This window comes from Streptomyces roseirectus (genome assembly GCF_014489635.1).
GTDB lineage: Bacteria > Actinomycetota > Actinomycetes > Streptomycetales > Streptomycetaceae > Streptomyces > Streptomyces roseirectus.
In genome coordinates this window covers 7,153,596-7,169,010 of sequence record NZ_CP060828.1, presented here as the reverse complement: position 1 = coordinate 7,169,010, position 15,415 = coordinate 7,153,596, and the positions used below count along the sequence as shown (strand labels likewise).

15 protein-coding genes are annotated in these 15,415 nt (G+C 71.5%); 4 read left to right on the top strand and 11 right to left on the bottom strand.

Going from position 1 to position 15,415, the window contains the following annotated elements; genetic code table 11:
- Positions 1–14: 14 nt before the first annotated feature.
- From fxsT to IAG44_RS30760, 4 genes are read right to left on the bottom strand one after another with little or no spacing between them, the layout of a single operon-like run.
- Entirely contained in the window at positions 15–3,959 is a 3,945-nt protein-coding gene (gene fxsT, locus IAG44_RS30775) for an FxSxx-COOH system tetratricopeptide repeat protein (protein WP_187750341.1), read from the bottom strand.
- Positions 3,960–3,982: 23 nt separating this feature from the next.
- Entirely contained in the window at positions 3,983–4,756 is a 774-nt protein-coding gene (locus IAG44_RS30770; protein ID WP_187750340.1) for a hypothetical protein, read from the bottom strand.
- 44 nt (positions 4,757–4,800) lie between these two features.
- Positions 4,801–6,057 (bottom strand): FxsB family cyclophane-forming radical SAM/SPASM peptide maturase, encoded by a 1,257-nt coding sequence (locus IAG44_RS30765; RefSeq protein ID WP_187750339.1) that lies wholly within the window; start codon positions 6,055–6,057, stop codon positions 4,801–4,803.
- A complete protein-coding gene (locus IAG44_RS30760) occupies positions 6,047–6,265 on the bottom strand; it encodes a hypothetical protein (RefSeq protein WP_187750338.1) in 219 nt (72 codons plus the stop codon). The genes IAG44_RS30765 and IAG44_RS30760 overlap by 11 nt, the downstream gene beginning before the upstream one ends.
- Positions 6,266–6,567: 302 nt before the next feature.
- Here IAG44_RS30760 and IAG44_RS30755 point away from each other — a divergent pair, with 302 nt between their 5' ends.
- From IAG44_RS30755 to IAG44_RS30745, 3 genes are read left to right on the top strand one after another with little or no spacing between them, the layout of a single operon-like run.
- A complete protein-coding gene (locus IAG44_RS30755; RefSeq protein ID WP_187750337.1) occupies positions 6,568–7,731 on the top strand; it encodes a toll/interleukin-1 receptor domain-containing protein in 1,164 nt (387 codons plus the stop codon).
- On the top strand, positions 7,728–8,792 hold the full coding sequence (locus IAG44_RS30750) for a hypothetical protein (RefSeq protein WP_187750336.1): 1,065 nt from the start codon (positions 7,728–7,730) through the stop codon (positions 8,790–8,792). The genes IAG44_RS30755 and IAG44_RS30750 overlap by 4 nt, the downstream gene beginning before the upstream one ends.
- Positions 8,793–8,813: 21 nt before the next feature.
- On the top strand, positions 8,814–9,800 hold the full coding sequence (locus tag IAG44_RS30745; protein ID WP_187750335.1) for a toll/interleukin-1 receptor domain-containing protein: 987 nt from the start codon (positions 8,814–8,816) through the stop codon (positions 9,798–9,800).
- 3 nt (positions 9,801–9,803) lie between these two features.
- On the opposite strand, the gene IAG44_RS30740 is transcribed toward IAG44_RS30745, so the two are convergent.
- The 4 genes from IAG44_RS30740 to IAG44_RS30725 all read right to left on the bottom strand — a co-directional run bounded on the left by IAG44_RS30740 (position 9,804) and on the right by IAG44_RS30725 (position 12,082).
- Positions 9,804–10,532: an SRPBCC family protein gene (locus tag IAG44_RS30740; protein ID WP_187750334.1), complete on the bottom strand. Its 729-nt coding sequence runs from the start codon at positions 10,530–10,532 to the stop codon at positions 9,804–9,806.
- A gap of 22 nt (positions 10,533–10,554) precedes the next feature.
- A complete protein-coding gene (locus tag IAG44_RS30735; protein ID WP_187750333.1) occupies positions 10,555–11,196 on the bottom strand; it encodes an ArsR/SmtB family transcription factor in 642 nt (213 codons plus the stop codon).
- 92 nt (positions 11,197–11,288) lie between these two features.
- On the bottom strand, positions 11,289–11,945 hold the full coding sequence (locus IAG44_RS30730) for a hypothetical protein (RefSeq protein WP_187750332.1): 657 nt from the start codon (positions 11,943–11,945) through the stop codon (positions 11,289–11,291).
- Positions 11,942–12,082 (bottom strand): hypothetical protein, encoded by a 141-nt coding sequence (locus IAG44_RS30725; RefSeq protein ID WP_187750331.1) that lies wholly within the window; start codon positions 12,080–12,082, stop codon positions 11,942–11,944. Before IAG44_RS30725 ends, IAG44_RS30730 begins: the two co-directional genes overlap by 4 nt.
- 156 nt (positions 12,083–12,238) lie before the next feature.
- On the opposite strand from IAG44_RS30725, the gene dapA reads away from it, so the two are divergent.
- A complete protein-coding gene (dapA, locus tag IAG44_RS30720) occupies positions 12,239–13,144 on the top strand; it encodes a 4-hydroxy-tetrahydrodipicolinate synthase (RefSeq protein WP_187750330.1) in 906 nt (301 codons plus the stop codon).
- 250 nt (positions 13,145–13,394) lie between these two features.
- Here the strand turns inward: dapA and dapD are convergent, their stop codons facing one another.
- From dapD to IAG44_RS30705, 3 genes are all read right to left on the bottom strand, one after another.
- Positions 13,395–14,384: a 2,3,4,5-tetrahydropyridine-2,6-dicarboxylate N-succinyltransferase gene (dapD, locus tag IAG44_RS30715; RefSeq protein WP_187750329.1), complete on the bottom strand. Its 990-nt coding sequence runs from the start codon at positions 14,382–14,384 to the stop codon at positions 13,395–13,397.
- Between the two features lie 122 nt (positions 14,385–14,506).
- A complete protein-coding gene (locus IAG44_RS30710; protein WP_187750328.1) occupies positions 14,507–15,046 on the bottom strand; it encodes a TetR/AcrR family transcriptional regulator in 540 nt (179 codons plus the stop codon).
- Positions 15,046–15,366 (bottom strand): DMT family transporter, encoded by a 321-nt coding sequence (locus tag IAG44_RS30705; RefSeq protein WP_187750327.1) that lies wholly within the window; start codon positions 15,364–15,366, stop codon positions 15,046–15,048. Before IAG44_RS30705 ends, IAG44_RS30710 begins: the two co-directional genes overlap by 1 nt.
- Positions 15,367–15,415: the final 49 nt, after the last annotated feature.

The following is a 15,415-nucleotide window of genomic DNA, read 5'->3' as shown; positions in this document are numbered from 1 at the left end:
TTTCTGACTCTCGATCAGATGTACGGGACATCGAGGTCGAGCTCTGTCCGTGCGGTGCCCGGCAGGCCGGCGGCGGTCTCGCCGGCGCGGGCCTGGCTGTCCTGGAGGTTGGCGGCGGCGAACGAGGTGAGGGGGTGGCGGTCGCCGCAGCGGACGCGGAGCCGGTCGTAGGTGCGCCGGTCGAGTTCGAGGGCGGCGGCCGACTCCCCCACGTACACCAGGGCGTTCGCGTGGTCGAGGCCGGCGATGAGGGTCAACGGGTGGTCGGAGCCGAGGGAGTCGGCGAGGCCCTGCCAGCCCTGTTCGCTCAACTCGGCGGTGCCGTCGAGGAGTCCGGCGCTGCGGCGGCACAGCGCGAGGTTGGTCTGGGCGATGCGGTGGAAGGGGTGTCCCTCGCTCCAGGTCGCGTACCGGCGCACGCAGTCCTCCGCGAGCCGGCACGCCTCGGTGTGCTCGCCGAGCAGCCGCAGGTCCGCGGCGAGGGCGAGTCCGGCGGCGAGGCGTTCGTGGTGTTCGGGTCCGGCGTAGGCGAGCCAGCCGGCCATGGCGTCCGCGTCGCACTTGCGGGCGGTGCTGAGGTGGGCGGGGTCGCCACGGCCGGCGCGGCGCAGGGTCGCGGCGAGGGCGCGGCTCGCGTAGAGGGTGACGGGGTCGGACTCGCCGTGGTGCTCCTCGGCCTCGGTGAGGGCCTGCCGCAGCTGGGCGAGGGAGGTGGTGTAGTTGCCCGACTCCCGGTAGCGGCAGCCGAGTTGGATGCCGAGGCTGAGGGTCAGCTCGTGTTCGATGCCGAGGACGCGGCGGCAGCGTTCGTAGGTCTCGCGGTGCAGGTCGAGGGCTTCGGCGGTCATGCCGACCATCGCCAGGGAGAGGCCGAGGTTGAGGAAGGCCATCAGGGTGTAGGGGTTGTCGGCGCCGGAGACCGAGGTGAGGATGTCGGCCGTCGACTGGTCCTCGGCGAAGGCGTCCTGGACCTCGCCGAGGGCGCGCAGTTCGGCGCCGCGTCCGGTGGCGCTGCGCAGCGTGTACGGGTGTTCCAGGCCGAGCGTGGCGCGCAGCCGGTTCAGCGCGCGGTGGTTGATCTCCTCGGCGGCGGCGAAGCGTCCCGCGTCGCGGTGCACGTTGCCCAGTTCGACGGCGAGCCGGAGCGTCAGGACGTCCTCGGTCGTTTCGAGGCTCCCGTACCGCTGCGTCCACGTGTTCAGGAGCTGTTCGGCGAGCGCGCGGGCGGGTTCGAGGCGGCGGACGGTGCGCCGGTGGCGGACCTGGACGACGAGCCAGCGCCGGACGTCGGGGTCCTCGCTGAGGGCGGCGCCGCTGGTGGCGACGTGCTGGTCCAGTTCCTCGAACACCAGCCGGTGGCGCTCCTCGTCGGCCTCGGGGCCCGGCGGGACGAGGGAGGCGAGGATCCGCTGGGCGGCCTCGCGGGAGGTGCGGAACTCGTCGGCGGTGAGGGATTCGCGCAGGAAGCGCAGGCCCATCGGGTCGCCGACGACGCGGCCGACGCCGTGGTCGACGCGGGCGAGGGCGTGTTCGCCGAGCGCGTGGAAGGCGCGTCCGGCGCTCGCGGGGGTGGCCCGCTCCCCGCCAGGGCGCAGCCAGCCGAGCGCGGCGGGGGCGCGCAGGACGTCGAGGGCGGCGCCGGTCGGGGCGAGGTGGGCGAGGAGCAGCAGGACGCGTTCGGCGGCGGGGTGGTCGGCGCGCAGCGACTCCATGGAGACGGCCCAGGTGGCGTGCGCGGCGGCCGGGTAGCCGGGTTCGGTGCCGGCCTGGACGGGGCCGTCCTCGGCGCGGGCGCGCATGGCCTCGGCGTAGGCGGTGATGGCCTCGCGCAGGGGCAGTTCGGCGTTCTTGATGTAGGCGGCGGCCTGTTCGACGGTCTGCGGGAGCCGCCCGGAGACGTCGAGGATGTCCCGGGCGAGCGCCGCGGGCAATCCGGGGAAGTGCAGGCGCAGTTGTTCGGCGGCCTCGCCCTCGGTGGGCATCTCGACCGGGAACGGGCGGCCCTGGGTGTGCCAGCCGTCGGCGTCGGAGGTGATCAGGACGTGGCTGCTGCCGCCGCCGGGCAGCAGGCCGCCCAGGTCGGCAGGCCTGCGGGCGTCGTCGTAGACGAGCAGGAAGCGCTGGTGCTCGCCCCAGCCGTCGGCGAGGGCGGCCAGGGTGCGGGCGACGGCGTCGGTGGCGGACTTGCTGGCGATGCCCAACCGCTCGCCGAGGGCGGCCAGTTCCTCGCGCACGGAGTCGGCGGTGTCGGCGCGCAGCCACCAGATGGCGTCGTAGTCGGCGGCGAAGCGGTAGGCGAACTCCAGGGCGATACGGCTCTTGCCGACGCCGAGGGGGCCGGTGAGGATCGCGGGGGCGACCGAGCGGCCGGGCGGGAAGGCGTCGCGCAGGTCGCCGATGCTCTTCTCGCGGCCCTGGAAGGTGGCGCTCCTGGGCGGGGCCTGCCAGATCTTCGGCTTGGTCCCCGGGAACCGTACGCCGCCCGAACTGGGCGTGCGGGCCTGCCCGTTGTGCGCGAAGTGCTCCAGGAGCAGTTCCTCGGCCTCGTTCTCGCCGAGGCTCTGCAAGTGCGGTCCCTTGAGGTCGCCGAGCGGCGGGCGGACGCGGGTCTCCTCGACGCGTACGGCGACGATCGAGTCCGTCCGGTCCCCGGAGCCGAGGCGTCCGGCGGCCCGGATGTGCTGCTGGATGACGGCGTCGAGCGCGGGCGCGGACTGCAGGGCGGGCGAGACGACGAGGATCGTGTACGTCGGTTTCGTATCGGCGCCGGCCGTGCGCGGGTCCCATTCGGCGGTCGTCTCGCAGCTGATGCCGACCCGGGCGAGGACGCCGCGGATCCACTCGGCCCACAGCCGGTCGGGCGTGGCGTACACGATCCGCGCGGTGCGCCGGCCGGGTGTGCGGACCTCCTCGAACCGCTCGGCGAACCCGAGGCGCAGGGGTTCGGGGACGGGCCGTACGCAGGAGACCTTGCCGCGGCTGATCTCCTGCGCGATCCGTACGTAGGCGTCGAGTTGGAGGGACTTGGTGCCGGGGCGCAGGGTGAAGGGGACCAGGGTCTCCTCGTAGGCGAAGGCCGGGTGGTGGGGCACCTCGACCTGGCCCCAGTACTCCTCCAGGGAGCCGGTGGTGAGGGGCGCGACGAGGCCGGCGAACCGCTGTTCGACGTAGGCGCGGCGGCGGCCCGCCTTGCCGGGTTCGGCGTGCTCGACGCGCATCGGCACGGGCAGGATGCGGATCTCCCGGCCCGCCTCGCGCGCCTGCTGGTGGATCTGGTGGGCGACCGAGGCGGTGCCCTCGATGGACTGGTTGCTCAGGTTGAACCCGGCGACGACGACGTCGGGCAGCCACAGCGTGCACACGCTCGCGTTGTCGGAGTGGCCGGTGCGACTGTCGATGAGGACGTAGTCGTAGGGCCCTCGGCGCAGGCGCTCGCGCAGTGTCTCCACGAAGCGTTTGCCGCGGTGCTGCGCGTAGAACGCGGCCCAGTCGAAGTAGGCGACGCGTTCGCTGTACTGCTTGTTCTGCACGCCGGGGCCGAGGTAGTCGACCGAGCCCGGGGTGCGGAAGTCGCTCCAGCGGACGGTGTCGCGGTGGGCGAGGACGTCGGTGTGCTCCGACAGGAGTTCACCGAGCCCGAGTTCGAACTCGTCCTCGTCCAACTCCTGCCGGAGCAGGGCCTCGACGCCTCTGCCGTAGCCCTGGACCATGTCGACGACACCGGTGGTGCGGGTCAACTCCGGGTCGTTCAGGAAGGGATGGTAGAAGCGGTGGAGTCCGGGTGACTCCAGGTCCCAGTCGACGACGAGCACGCGGCTGCCCTCGGTCGCCAGGATCCAGGCGACGTTGGCCAGGGCCATCGTGCGGCCCACGCCTCCTTTGTACGAGTAGAAGGTGACTACGGTCGCCGGTTCATGGGCGGCCTCGGCGCCGGGCGGCTCCGGCTCCACGCTGCTCATTGATGCTGCTCCACATGTTCGCGTCAGCCATGCGGTCCTCGGAGGACGGGACGCTCACCGTCCTCCGGGGAGGAGAACCACGATCTGGTGCGAGGGGGCGAGTCCGGCCGGTCGATCGCGGCCCGTGGGGGTGCCGTCTCCTGTGGCGTACCGGTGCGCCCGGTCAGCCACGGTACCGGTACAGGGGCAAGGTGCACATCCCATGAGACCGCAGACGTAGGGGACATAGGCCGGAAAGGCGTGAGGTACCCGACATCATGTGCGGTCATGGTCGGTGGTGTTCGGTCCGCGGCCGCGAGTACACGGTCCACGACATTCCGCACCACCCGTAAGTACCCGCCCCGCGCCGCCGGGTCACGGATCAACTGCCCCACCCCGCCGCGCGGATAGTCGCCGACGACCGTCTGCCCCGACTGCCGTGCCGTCTCCTCCACCAGCCGCGCGGGCAGTCCCGCGCTCTGCCACACCACGCCGACGGGCCGCACCGAGGCGTCGCCGGTGCGGTGCACCCGCCAGTTGAGGCGTTCCTCGAACACCGACAGGTCGTAGCCGCAGGCGGGGCTGCGGAGGTATTCCCGCGAGTAGAGGACCACGAGACAACGGCAGTTCATCGCCGGGATCTCGGGGGGCGGGGTGCGGGTGAAGTCGCCGCGGCGGTGGTCGGCGAGGAGTCCTTCGTATCCGGGGTCGCGGCCTCTGCGTCCGCGTATCTCGGTCTGCAGATCCGCGTGGAAGTGCTCGACGTCCCGTCGGCCCACGCCCTCCACAGCATGGCTGACGAAGAAATACGGCACCATGCTCGCCTCCCCCCGGCCCGCCCAGGCCCTTGCGACTCCACTGATCAGTGCAACGGGTCTACCCCGGCGGGCATCCCCATGGTAGAGGGATTCCCTTGCTCTGTAACGGGGTTGTGACAGCCTTTCACCAGTGCGAGCAGACTGTCGTTCACTCGTTCGGAAACATGCGCGATGAACGCCCTGAGGTCGGCGCAGTAGCAGGACGGGTTGTCGTACCCGTTCCCGGCCCGGTGCCGGTGCGCCCGCAGCCCGCCCCCGCAGATCCGGACGACGGGACACTCCCGGCACGCGCCGCACAGCCCCGCGAGCCCGGCCCGCTCGGCGGCGAACCCCGGGTGCGCGGCGGCCTCGTCGAAGCTGTGCCGGGCGACGTGGAACCCGGTGTACGCGGCGCCCTCGTGGACGGCCTTGAGGATGTCGTTCTGCTCGACGCTCCCGTCGGGCTGGACCACGACGACGTCGGAGCCGCCGACGCCCCACAGTTCGGTGCCGGTCGCCCCGCCGAGCAGCAGGTCCACCAGCGAGTCGAACATCCGTACCGGGACCTCCCTGACCGGCGCGTCGAACCACCGGTCGAACACCGCCGCGAGCCAGCGGGCGTACGGCACCGTGTCCGACGGGAGTCCCGGCGGGGGGTGTTGACGGGTACCGAGCGGCAACAGGAGGTCGAGTGCCGGGGGTTGACGTTCGATCAGCGCCTCGTAGGTGTCGACGGGGTCGGCTCCGAGATCGACCGTGCAGAGCAACCCGGCGTACAGGTCGGGGTGTTCACGCAGCAGGTCCAGCGCCCTGACGACGTCGTCGTACGTGCCCCGCCCCGAGGGGCGCCTGCGCCTGCGGTCGTGCGCCTCGCGCGTGCCGTCCAGGCTGACCCCGACGCGGACGCCGTGCCGCCGGAACAACTCCAGCCAACTCCGGTCCAGTTGTGCGCCGTTGGTCTGCACGACGAGGTCCAGCGGCGTGTCCACGTCCCGCCACTCGCGGCGCAGCGCCTCGGCGAAGTGCCCGAGCCGACGCCGGCCCGCGAGGAGCGGTTCACCGCCGTGCAGCATGACGCGGGCACGGGGCGGGCGGTGCGCGCGGACGTGCTCCGCGATCCGACGGGCCGTCAACTCCCTTGTGCGGTACGGCATCGCGCGGGGCTGGGTGGTCCAGCCGGTGTCGCGCAGGGCGTAGACGTAGCAGTCGGGGCAGGCTAAGTCGCAGCGGCTGTGCAGCTTGACGACGAACTGGGAGAAGGTGACAGAGGGTTGAGTAGCCCAGGGGCCCGGCGAACTGGTGGTCCGGGTCTCAGACCGCACTGTGCCACCCCGGCGGAGTGCGGTGGGCGTCGTCGTCCGCCCGGCGCAGCAGCGCCTCGATCACCGCCGAACGCGGCAGACCGGAGAGCCGGCCGGGGGACACTTCGCGTGCCAACGCGGGCAGCCGCTCGGTGGAGGCCGCGTGGGTCGCGCCGGGTAACTCGCCCGGCGCCCGCCCGCCTTCGCGGCCGTTCTCGATCCTCGTCACGCCGGCCTCCCCTCCCCCGGCCCCCGGTGCGCACCGCCGTGGGCGGCGCTGAGGGGGCGCGTAGCGGTCGGCCCCGCGCTGGCGGTGGGACCGGCCTCGGACCCTGCTAAAGTCCGGGACTCGTGAGACGTCGGCGAATATCCCCGTACGCCTGACGTGTGCCCGTACGCCTGACGCGTGCGCCCGCCAGGCACTCCTCCACTGTACCCAGCGCGGTCAAGGAAGCCTATCCTCGGTGAACGAGGGGACCCGGACCGACTGGAGCCAGACGTTGCGAAGCCCGTGCAGTCTGCGAGGGGCGCGTGGATCGATCCTTCAACTACTTCTACACCAGCTGCACGCGTAACGACGGCTGGCCGTCGCTCAGCCGCTTCCACGCGGACCTGGAGTACCGGCTCAAGGCCCAAGAGGGCCTGTGGGTGGCCGGGGTGCTCGGCCCGCAGAAGGGCTCGGGACCGGTCCTGGAGAGCGAGGTCACGCGCATCGACGTGATGGTCGCGCTGTACTCCCGGGAGTACTTCCGCGACCGGGACTGCGGCCTGGAGTGGGCGGTGTTCCAACACCGCATGCGCAGCCAGGAGTTCCTGACGGACCAGGACGTCTCCGACTGCCTCGTCCCCCTGGTGTGGCGGCCGGTGAAGAGCCACGAACGGCCACGCGGCGTCCCCGCCCCGTGGCCGTTCCTCGCGGAGCTGCCCGACGCCGACCCCGGGGCCGCCCGGCTGTACGAGGAGCACGGGCTGCTGGGCCTGATGCAGTCCCACCTCTCCGAGGCCCACGACCTGTACGCCGCCCTCCTCGGCCTGCTGGCCCGGCGCATCGCGAAGGCGCGCGGCATCGGCCTCGAACCCCTCGAAGGTCTCCGGCCCCGGCTGCTGAGCCCGGCGTTCGGCACGAAGTCGCACGTCCGCGAGCCCACCCCGGTGCCCGGCCGCACCGTCGTCCACGCGGGCCCGCCGGGCAGCCGCGAGAACAACGGCTACCTGCGCTACTCCGACACCGGCCACCGGCCGCCCGAGCCCGAGGCCCGCTCGGTCGCCATCAGTTACGTCGGCGCGGACCAGCCGTGGGCCGACTGGATCCAGGAGGTCCTGGAGGACGGTGCCGGTACCGGTGCCGAGGCCGACGTCCGGCAGGTGCGCTGGAAGACGGAGCTGGAGCCGCTGTCGACGGCGGTCGCACGGGCGCGAGCGGTGGGTTCACGGGTCGTCGTGGTGTTCTCCCGCAGCTACTTCAACGCCGGGACACCCGATCTCCACCAGTGGGAGGAGGTGTTCGTCGGTGACGGCGCGGCGGATCTGATCCCCGTTCAGATCGACGCCGAGCCACGGCCGTTGCTGGTGCGCCGGGGTGTTCCGGTCGTCCAGCTGAGCGGTTCGGACGAGGGGCAGGCCCGGTTGCTGCGCGACATCGTCAACGAGACGGGGCCGACCTTGCCCGGACAGCACGGCGGAGAGGGCCGGTGACCCTTCCCGTGCCGCTGCCGCACTCTCCCCGCTCGGCCACGGCACCGCCGCCGATATCCAACATCCCCGACCAGGGCCTGCCGTTCCAGGGCCGCGACGAGCAGATCGCCGACCTGATGCGGCTGTTCTCGCGCTACGGCCACGTCCTGCTGCACGACGACGAGCCGGGCCAGGGTTTCGGCAAGACGCAGATGGCGATCGCCTACTGCCGCCGCTACACCCGGCGTTACGACGTGGCCTGGTGGTTCGAGTGCTCCGGCGAGCCGGACGGCGAGCGGCTGTCCGCGCTCATCGACGCGCAGTACCGCGAGCTGCTGGCGCGCTGCGCGGCGCAGACCGACGGCGCGCGCCCGGAGACCAGACCGGACAGCAGGTGGCTGTTCGTGTACGACAACGTCTCCGACCCCGACCGCATCTACGACCACTTCGTGCCCGGGACGAGCCACCGTCTCGTCACCTCCCGCGCCAAGGGGGAGACCTGGGGCGAGAACCACCTCTCCCTCGGCGGTCTCAGCGAGGCGGTCGCCATGGCCCTGCTGATGGAGAACGACCTCACCCCCGAGCAGGCCGAACACCTCGCCCACCTCACGAACGGCCACCCCGGCGCCCTGCTCAACGCCGCCGAGACCGTCTACCAGGTCGGCTACGACGCCTTCCTGGACCAACTCAAGCCCATAGGAGCCGGGTTGGACACTCCTCCGCACGGCATCCCGGTCCCGCCGACCGGCAGCCTGCTCAGCACGACCGACAAACGCACCCTGTTCGAGGCGCTGTTGCGCTCGCCGGTGAACCGCACCCGCGACACGTTCGACCTCTGGGTGGAGTCCATCCGGCTGGCCATCAACCCGCTCCAGCTGACCCCCATGAGCGACACGGGCTCCCTGCGCAACCGGACCATCGCGATCGTCAACTTCGCCGTGGTGCAGCCCCATTGCACCGTGCTCTGCGCCCTCGTCGACGCCCTGGAGGAGCAGGACGACCACGAGGCGACGCGCGTCGTGCGGCGTATCGTCGACAAGGCGGTCGCCGCGTGGAAGGCGAACCGCGGCAACCAGCGCTGACCACTTCCCGGAAGAGGACCGATGACCGATCGACCGCCGTTCTTCTTCACCAGCTACGCGGAGCGTCCGGCCGACAACCCGCTGGTCGAGGCGTTCCACGCCCGGCTCCAGCGGGAGGTCGAGATCAAGCGCGGGCGCACGGCCACGCACGAGGGGTTCCTCAACGTCGGCTCGATCCGCCTCGGGCAGGGCTGGCGCCGCACGATCGGCTCGGCGCTCGGGCGGGCCCGGTTCCTCGTCGTCCTGCTCACCGACGACTACCTCTCCAGCCCCTGGTGCGCGCGGGAATGGGCGGTCATGAAGGAGCGCACCCGCCAAGCCCTCCCCGCCGAGCCGGTATCGATCCTCCCCCTCTTCTGGACCCGCCTCACCCGCGAACTCCCCGACGACGTCGCCGAGTTGCAGCTCCGCATGGCCACCCTCGGCGCCGCGTACACCGAGACCTGCCTCGTCGACCTGATGCGAGGCGACGCCCAGACCTACGAAAAGTTCGTGATCGGCCTGACGGACCACATGATCCAGTCAGCGGGCGGCGAACTCCCGGAGATGGACGCGGACTTGGCAGCGTCCTACCCACCGGCGTTCGGGTTGCGGGCGCCGGAGGAGGAGGGAAGGAGGGAGGAGGGCGCGAGGGAGGCGGCCGAGGCGGACCCGGCGACAGCGGCTCCCGCTCCCCCTGTCGCACCGTCACCCGCTTTCGGCGCAGGCGAGAAAGCCGCACTCGTCGATGCCCTGGTCCGCTCGCCCATCTCCTCCACCCGTGACACCTACGACGTCTGGCTGGACTCTGTACGGCTCCACAGCGAACCCATTCAGCTGGCCCCCAGCACGGACTCGGGCACCCTGCGCAACAGAGTGCTCGCCCTGGTCAACTTCGCCATGAAACAGGGTCTGCCGACTGTCATGCTGGCGTTCGCCGCAGCTCTGGAGGAACTGGGCGCGGACCAGGCGACCACGGAAGTCCGCCGCCTTGTCGACCTGGCCGCGGCCGGCTGGCGTCCCCGCTGACCCCTACGCCCCGAACACCCCGTCCAGCCACCCCTGCCACGCCGTCTCCGTCCCCTTCGGGTCCGCGGCCGGTGCGAAGTCGTGGACGCTGATCCCGACCGGCGCGCCCCACCGCCCCCGTCCGAAGATCCGGACGAGTGCGTGCTCGGTGCGCAGCCCGATGAACTCCGGTGTCCGGTAGTCGAGTACGGCGTCGAACTCACCGGGCCCGTGCACCCGCACCCGCTCCCCGGCGCTCTCCCCGACCCCCAACTCCCGTGCCACGAGGGCGATCGCGTCCGGTGTCGCGGAGGCGGCGGCGCCTTCGGCCGACGAGAAGGCGACCGGGCGCGGCGCGAAGTGCGTCAAGTACTCGCGCAGCGTGTGGAGATAGAAGTCCGTGTGCCGCCCGGCCCCGTCGTACTGGTTCTCCCAGTCGTCGACGAAGATCCCGCTGTGCACGTACCGCACCCACGCCCGCCGCCCGTCGTCGCGGGGCTCGATCTCGTAGTCGAGCTGGTTGCGGGACTGGACGGACATGCCGACGTCGTCGCTGAGGTTGGTGTACCGGTGCGGCGGGTCCCACGCGGTGACGGTCGACCCGAAAGGACCGCTGCCCCCGAGGCGCGGTTCCGGCGCCTCCATCGGCCACAGATACGCGCCGGGGTTCCCCGTCACCGTCTCCCACACCTGCTCCGGCGTGGCGTCCACCTCGAACTCGCGGACGATCTCGAATTCCCTGCCCTCGGACATGACGTGACTCCTGACTGCCTGACTAGTGGTTCAACTCGTTGCCGGGCAACGTCTCTTGAGAGGTCTCCTGCGGCGGGGCCGGCTCCTTGAGCGTCGGATGCAGCCCGAGGACGATCCGATGATCGCGCCCGCCCTCCGCCCCCGGCGCGTCGTACTTCCGGATCAGCGCGCTCACCCCGGCCGTCAACTCCTGCACGAACGCGGCCCGTTCAGCGGCGGAGGCAAACCGCACCTCCCCGTCGAGCGCGTATGTAGCGAGCCCCTTGCGGGCCTTCGCCGCGCCGGTGATCAGCGAGCCGACGTCCCGGACGAGCCGCGCGCCGAGCGCGAGCAGCCAGCGCGCGGAGAGCTGGTCGCGGAAGCGGTCGGGGTCGGGCTGGACCTCGGCGAGGGCCAGCGGGGAGATGACGTACGACGCGGCGGTGGCCCGCATCAGCCGCTCGGTCACGTTCCCCTTGCGCCGCTCCCCGGCCAGCTCGACCAGCCCGTGCTTCTCCAGCGCCTTCAGGTGATAGTTCACCTTCTGCCGGGGCAGTCCGACCTGCCCGGCCAGCATCGCCGCCGACGCGGGTCCGGCCGCCAGCTCGGCCAGCAGGCGCGCCCTTATCGGGTCCAGGGTCGCGGCTGCCGCCTCGGGGTTCTCGATCACGGTGACGTCCAGCATGCGACCAGCGTCCCACCGAAAATATTATTTGTCCAGGGGAGAAAAGTTGTCGGTGAGTGGGCAAGGGGTGCCACCCGAGGGACGTGCCGTGGTCACGCCTTCTCCCCGTCCTCCCCCAACCGCGCCAACTGGCTCTGGAACCAGTCCAGCCGCGCCTGCAACAGCGCGGCCTCGGCGGTGAGTTCGGGCACGCCGAACCTCGCCGCCGGATCACCGTCGCGCGCGACGACGCGCAGCCCCTCGCCGGCCAGCCGGGCGAAGGAGGCGAGGGAGACGGCGGTACGGGAGCGGACGCAGCCCGCGCAGGACGCGGCGAGGCCGAGCCAGCCGGGGCGCCCCCAGCCGGCGTCGGCGAGAGCCGCGGCCGGCGCACCGCAGGCGCACGGGCCGACGGTCATCACGCGGACGCGCTGGCGGGCGTACCGGAAACCCAGCTCGAAGCGGAGATAGGCGCCCAGGACGGTGACGTCCAGGAGGACCGCGTCACGGTTCTCGGCGGTGCACAACAGGCCCTCGGCGGTGGCCCGTTCATGGACGCAGTGGAAGCCGCAGTCGCATCGCCGGTGCGGGGCGCGGTGGCGCCGCCCGTACACGCAGGACGCCTCCGCGACCACCCCGTACGGCAGCGCGCCGCCCAGCGAGACGCCGGTGAAGCCGGCCCGGGTGCCGTCGAACGACAGCACCGGGCGGGCGATCTTGTGTCCGGTCGGCGGCTGGTCCGGACGTTCCTCCGGCAGCCGCAGCCTCATCGGGCGACCGGCACCTCTTCGACGGCCGGCTCCTCGGTGTTCTCCGGGAGTTCGAGCCCCCCTTCCACGGTCAACTCCTCGGCCGCCTCCGGCCGTTCCTCCGCGAACCCGGTCGCGACTGCCCTGCCGAGCCTCATGACGCCTCCCCAGTCCAACGACGGTCTCCCCCGCCATGGTGACGGACACGCGCGGCTTTGCCCACAGGGCCTCACCCCGACAATGAAGCACTGCTACCCAATACCCGGCAGCGGATTTAAGTAGAGCTTCACCGCCACCGCGCCGACACTACCCCCATGACACCCACCTTCGGCCGCGCCCTCTGCGCGATGATCACCCCCTTCACCGAAACCGGCGCCCTGGACCTCGACGGCGCCCAGCGCCTCGCCGCCCACCTCATCACCGAGGGCTGCGACGGCCTGGTCCTCTCCGGCACGACAGGCGAATCCCCCACAACAACGGACGCGGAAAAGTCAGCCCTGCTCAAGGCAGTTCGCCAGGCCGTGGGCCCAACAGTCCCCCTCCTCACCGGCGTCGGCACATCAGACACCCACCACACCCTCCAACTCACCGCCCAGGCCGCCGACTCGGGCGCCACCGGCATCCTCCTGGCCCCACCCTCCTACAGCCGCCCACCCCAGGACGCCGTCGAATCCCACCTCCGCGAGATCGCCGACGCCTCCGAACTCCCCGTCATGCTCTACGACATCCCCGCCCGCACCGCCACCCGCCTAGAACCCACCACCCTCCTCTCCCTCGCCGACCACCCCCGAATCATCGCGGTGAAGGACTGCTCCTACGACTTCCTGGCCGCCCAAAAGCTCATCTCCCGCACCGACTTGGCCTACTACGCGGGCTGCGACGAACACAACCTCGCCCTCCGCGCCATCGGCGCCACCGGCTACGTCAGCACAGTCGCCAACGCCGCCCCCCGCCAAGTCCGCGCAGTCCTCGACCACTTCAACGCGGGCAACACCTCGGCGGCAACCCGCACCCAACACCACCTGATCCCCCTCACCGAGCTGATGACCGCCTCCGGCCTCCCCGCCACCGTCACAGCCAAAGCCCTCCTCACCTCCCTCACCCTCCCCGCAGGCCCAGTCCGCCGCCCCCTCCTGAACGCCCCCGAACACATCCGCAAGACCCTGCGCACGGCCTACGACGAGTTGACGACCCGAACCACCGAACCCCCTCTACGGTAAGCAAATGCCACCCCGCCCCTCCTCTTCCTCGACGTCGACTTCGGCCCCGACCTCCTGGCCCTGCGCCCCGACGAACTCCACTGGAAGACCCCCCACTTGCTCACCTACGCAGCGGGCCGCCCCTTCGCCTGGGTGGACGACGAACAGTCCCCGGCGGACACGGAGTACGTGAGGACCCACCACCCGGCCCGCACACACGACAACGCCCTCCCCAGTCCCACCCGGGACCGAAGAGGGCGTTGTCGCAAGCTCAGTTGTGGCTGTGCAGAACCTCGTTCAACCCACCCCACACCGCGTTGTTGGGCCGGGCCTCGACGGTTCCGGTCACGGAGTTGCGGCGGTAGAGGATGTTGGAGGCGCCGGACAGCTCACGCGCCTTGACGATCTGCCCGTCGGGCATCGTCACCCGAGTCCCGGCAGTGACATACAGCCCCGCCTCGACGACACACTCGTCACCGAGGGCGATACCGACGCCCGCCTCGGCCCCGACGAGGCACCGCTCGCCGATGGTGATCCGGACGCTGCCGCCCCCGGAGAGCGTGCCCATCGTGGAGGCGCCGCCCCCGATGTCGGAGCCGTCCCCGACGACGACGCCCGCCGAGATACGCCCCTCGACCATGGACGTCCCGAGCGTCCCGGCGTTGAAGTTCACGAAGCCCTCGTGCATGACGGTCGTGCCCTCGGAGAGGTACGCGCCGAGCCGCACCCGGTCCGCGTCGGCGATCCGGACTCCCTTGGGGGCGACGTAGTCGGTCATGCGGGGGAACTTGTCGACGGACGTCACCTGGAGGTGCAGCCCCTCGGCGCGCGCGTTCAGCCGCACCTTCTCGACGTCGTCCACGGCGACCGGCCCGAGCGACGTCCAGGCGACGTTCGCGAGGAACCCGAAGATCCCGTCGAGGCTCAGCCCGTGCGGCTTGACCAGCCGGTGCGAGAGCAGGTGCAGCCGCAGATACGCGTCGTGCGCGTCGACCGGCTTCTCCGCGAGCGAGGAGACGACCGTACGGACCGCGACCACCTCGACACCCCGGCGCGCGTCCGGCCCGATCGCCTTCGCCGCACCCTCGCCCAGCAGCTCGACCGCTTTCTCGGCCGACAGCCGCTCACTCCCCGAGGGCCCCGGCTCGGCGACGAGCTCGGGCGCGGGGAACCACGTGTCGAGAACGGTGCCGTCGGCGGCGATGGTGGCAAGACCGGCGGCCACCGCGCCGCTGGTACCAGGTGCAGTCGTGTCGCTCATAAGGGGAAACCTAACCGGCGAATGCCCGCGGAAGCGAACCGGCCGCCGGGTGTCTCAGCGTACGAACAACCCGACCGCGGTACGAAACGCTCCCCGCCCTCACCCCTTACCGCCCCGCCCCCTCACCCCCGTATCACCCTCCCGAACACCTCCCGAGCCGCCCCCTCGTCATACCCCTCCCCCGTCAGCAGCACCTGAAGACAGATCCCGTCGATCAACGCCACCACTCCCCGAGCCGTCACCCCGTCCATCCGCGAAGCCAGCAACTCCCGCGCGCGCTCGGCCCATTCAGCGGCCACCACCTTCAACGCGGGCCTGCGCACAGCCGCGAAGTACAGCTCGTACTCCAACTCCACCCGCCCCGAGTCCCCTTGAAGCCACTCCCCGAGCAACCGCGCGAGGCTCCCGGCGACATCACCCCCCGGCTCCCACGACTCCACCTCCGCCGCGAGCAGGTCGCCGAACCGATCGTTGGCCTGCCGCAGCGCCGCCACCATCAGCTCGTCCAGCGTCACGAAGTGGTACGTCGTGGACCCGAGCGGCACATCCGCCTCGGCCGCGACGCTGCGGTGACTGAGCCCGTCGAGCCCCTTCTCGCGCACGACCCGCATCGCCGCGTCGATGATCCGCTGCCGCCGCTCGGGGTCGTACCGCCGCCCCATCAGTGCGCCCCGCCCAGGTTCAGCACGACGACTCCCGCCACGATCAACAGAATCCCGACGACCTTGGCGACCCCCAGCCCCTCCCCGAACAGCATGAGCCCGATCGCCGCGATCGTCGCCGTCCCCACCCCCGCCCAGATCGCGTACGCCGTCCCGATCGGCACGCTCCGCAGGGTCTGCGCGAGCAGCGCGAACGACGCGACATAGCCGAGCCCGGTCAGCAGTGAGGGCCACAACTTGCTGAATCCGTCGCTGTACTTCATGGCGGTGGTGGCGATCACCTCGGCGAGGATCGCGCCGGCGAGCAGAAGGTATCCCATGCGTACGAGCGTACACATCGATATGTACGCCCGTACACATACACACGCA

Excerpts from the sequence above, each read along its gene's own strand:
- dapA (WP_187750330.1), top strand. The coding sequence starts at position 12,239 with ATGACACCCACCTTCGGCCGCGCCCTCTGCGCGATGATCACCCCCTTC.
- IAG44_RS30730 (WP_187750332.1), bottom strand. The coding sequence starts at position 11,945 with ATGAGGCTGCGGCTGCCGGAGGAACGTCCGGACCAGCCGCCGACCGGA.
- dapD (WP_187750329.1), bottom strand. The coding sequence starts at position 14,384 with ATGAGCGACACGACTGCACCTGGTACCAGCGGCGCGGTGGCCGCCGGT.
- IAG44_RS30705 (WP_187750327.1), bottom strand. The coding sequence starts at position 15,366 with ATGGGATACCTTCTGCTCGCCGGCGCGATCCTCGCCGAGGTGATCGCC.
- IAG44_RS30745 (WP_187750335.1), top strand. The coding sequence starts at position 8,814 with ATGACCGATCGACCGCCGTTCTTCTTCACCAGCTACGCGGAGCGTCCG.
- IAG44_RS30735 (WP_187750333.1), bottom strand. The coding sequence starts at position 11,196 with ATGCTGGACGTCACCGTGATCGAGAACCCCGAGGCGGCAGCCGCGACC.
- IAG44_RS30725 (WP_187750331.1), bottom strand. The coding sequence starts at position 12,082 with ATGAGGCTCGGCAGGGCAGTCGCGACCGGGTTCGCGGAGGAACGGCCG.
- IAG44_RS30770 (WP_187750340.1), bottom strand. The coding sequence starts at position 4,756 with ATGGTGCCGTATTTCTTCGTCAGCCATGCTGTGGAGGGCGTGGGCCGA.
- fxsT (WP_187750341.1), bottom strand. The coding sequence starts at position 3,959 with ATGAGCAGCGTGGAGCCGGAGCCGCCCGGCGCCGAGGCCGCCCATGAA.
- IAG44_RS30740 (WP_187750334.1), bottom strand. The coding sequence starts at position 10,532 with ATGTCCGAGGGCAGGGAATTCGAGATCGTCCGCGAGTTCGAGGTGGAC.
- IAG44_RS30710 (WP_187750328.1), bottom strand. The coding sequence starts at position 15,046 with ATGGGGCGGCGGTACGACCCCGAGCGGCGGCAGCGGATCATCGACGCG.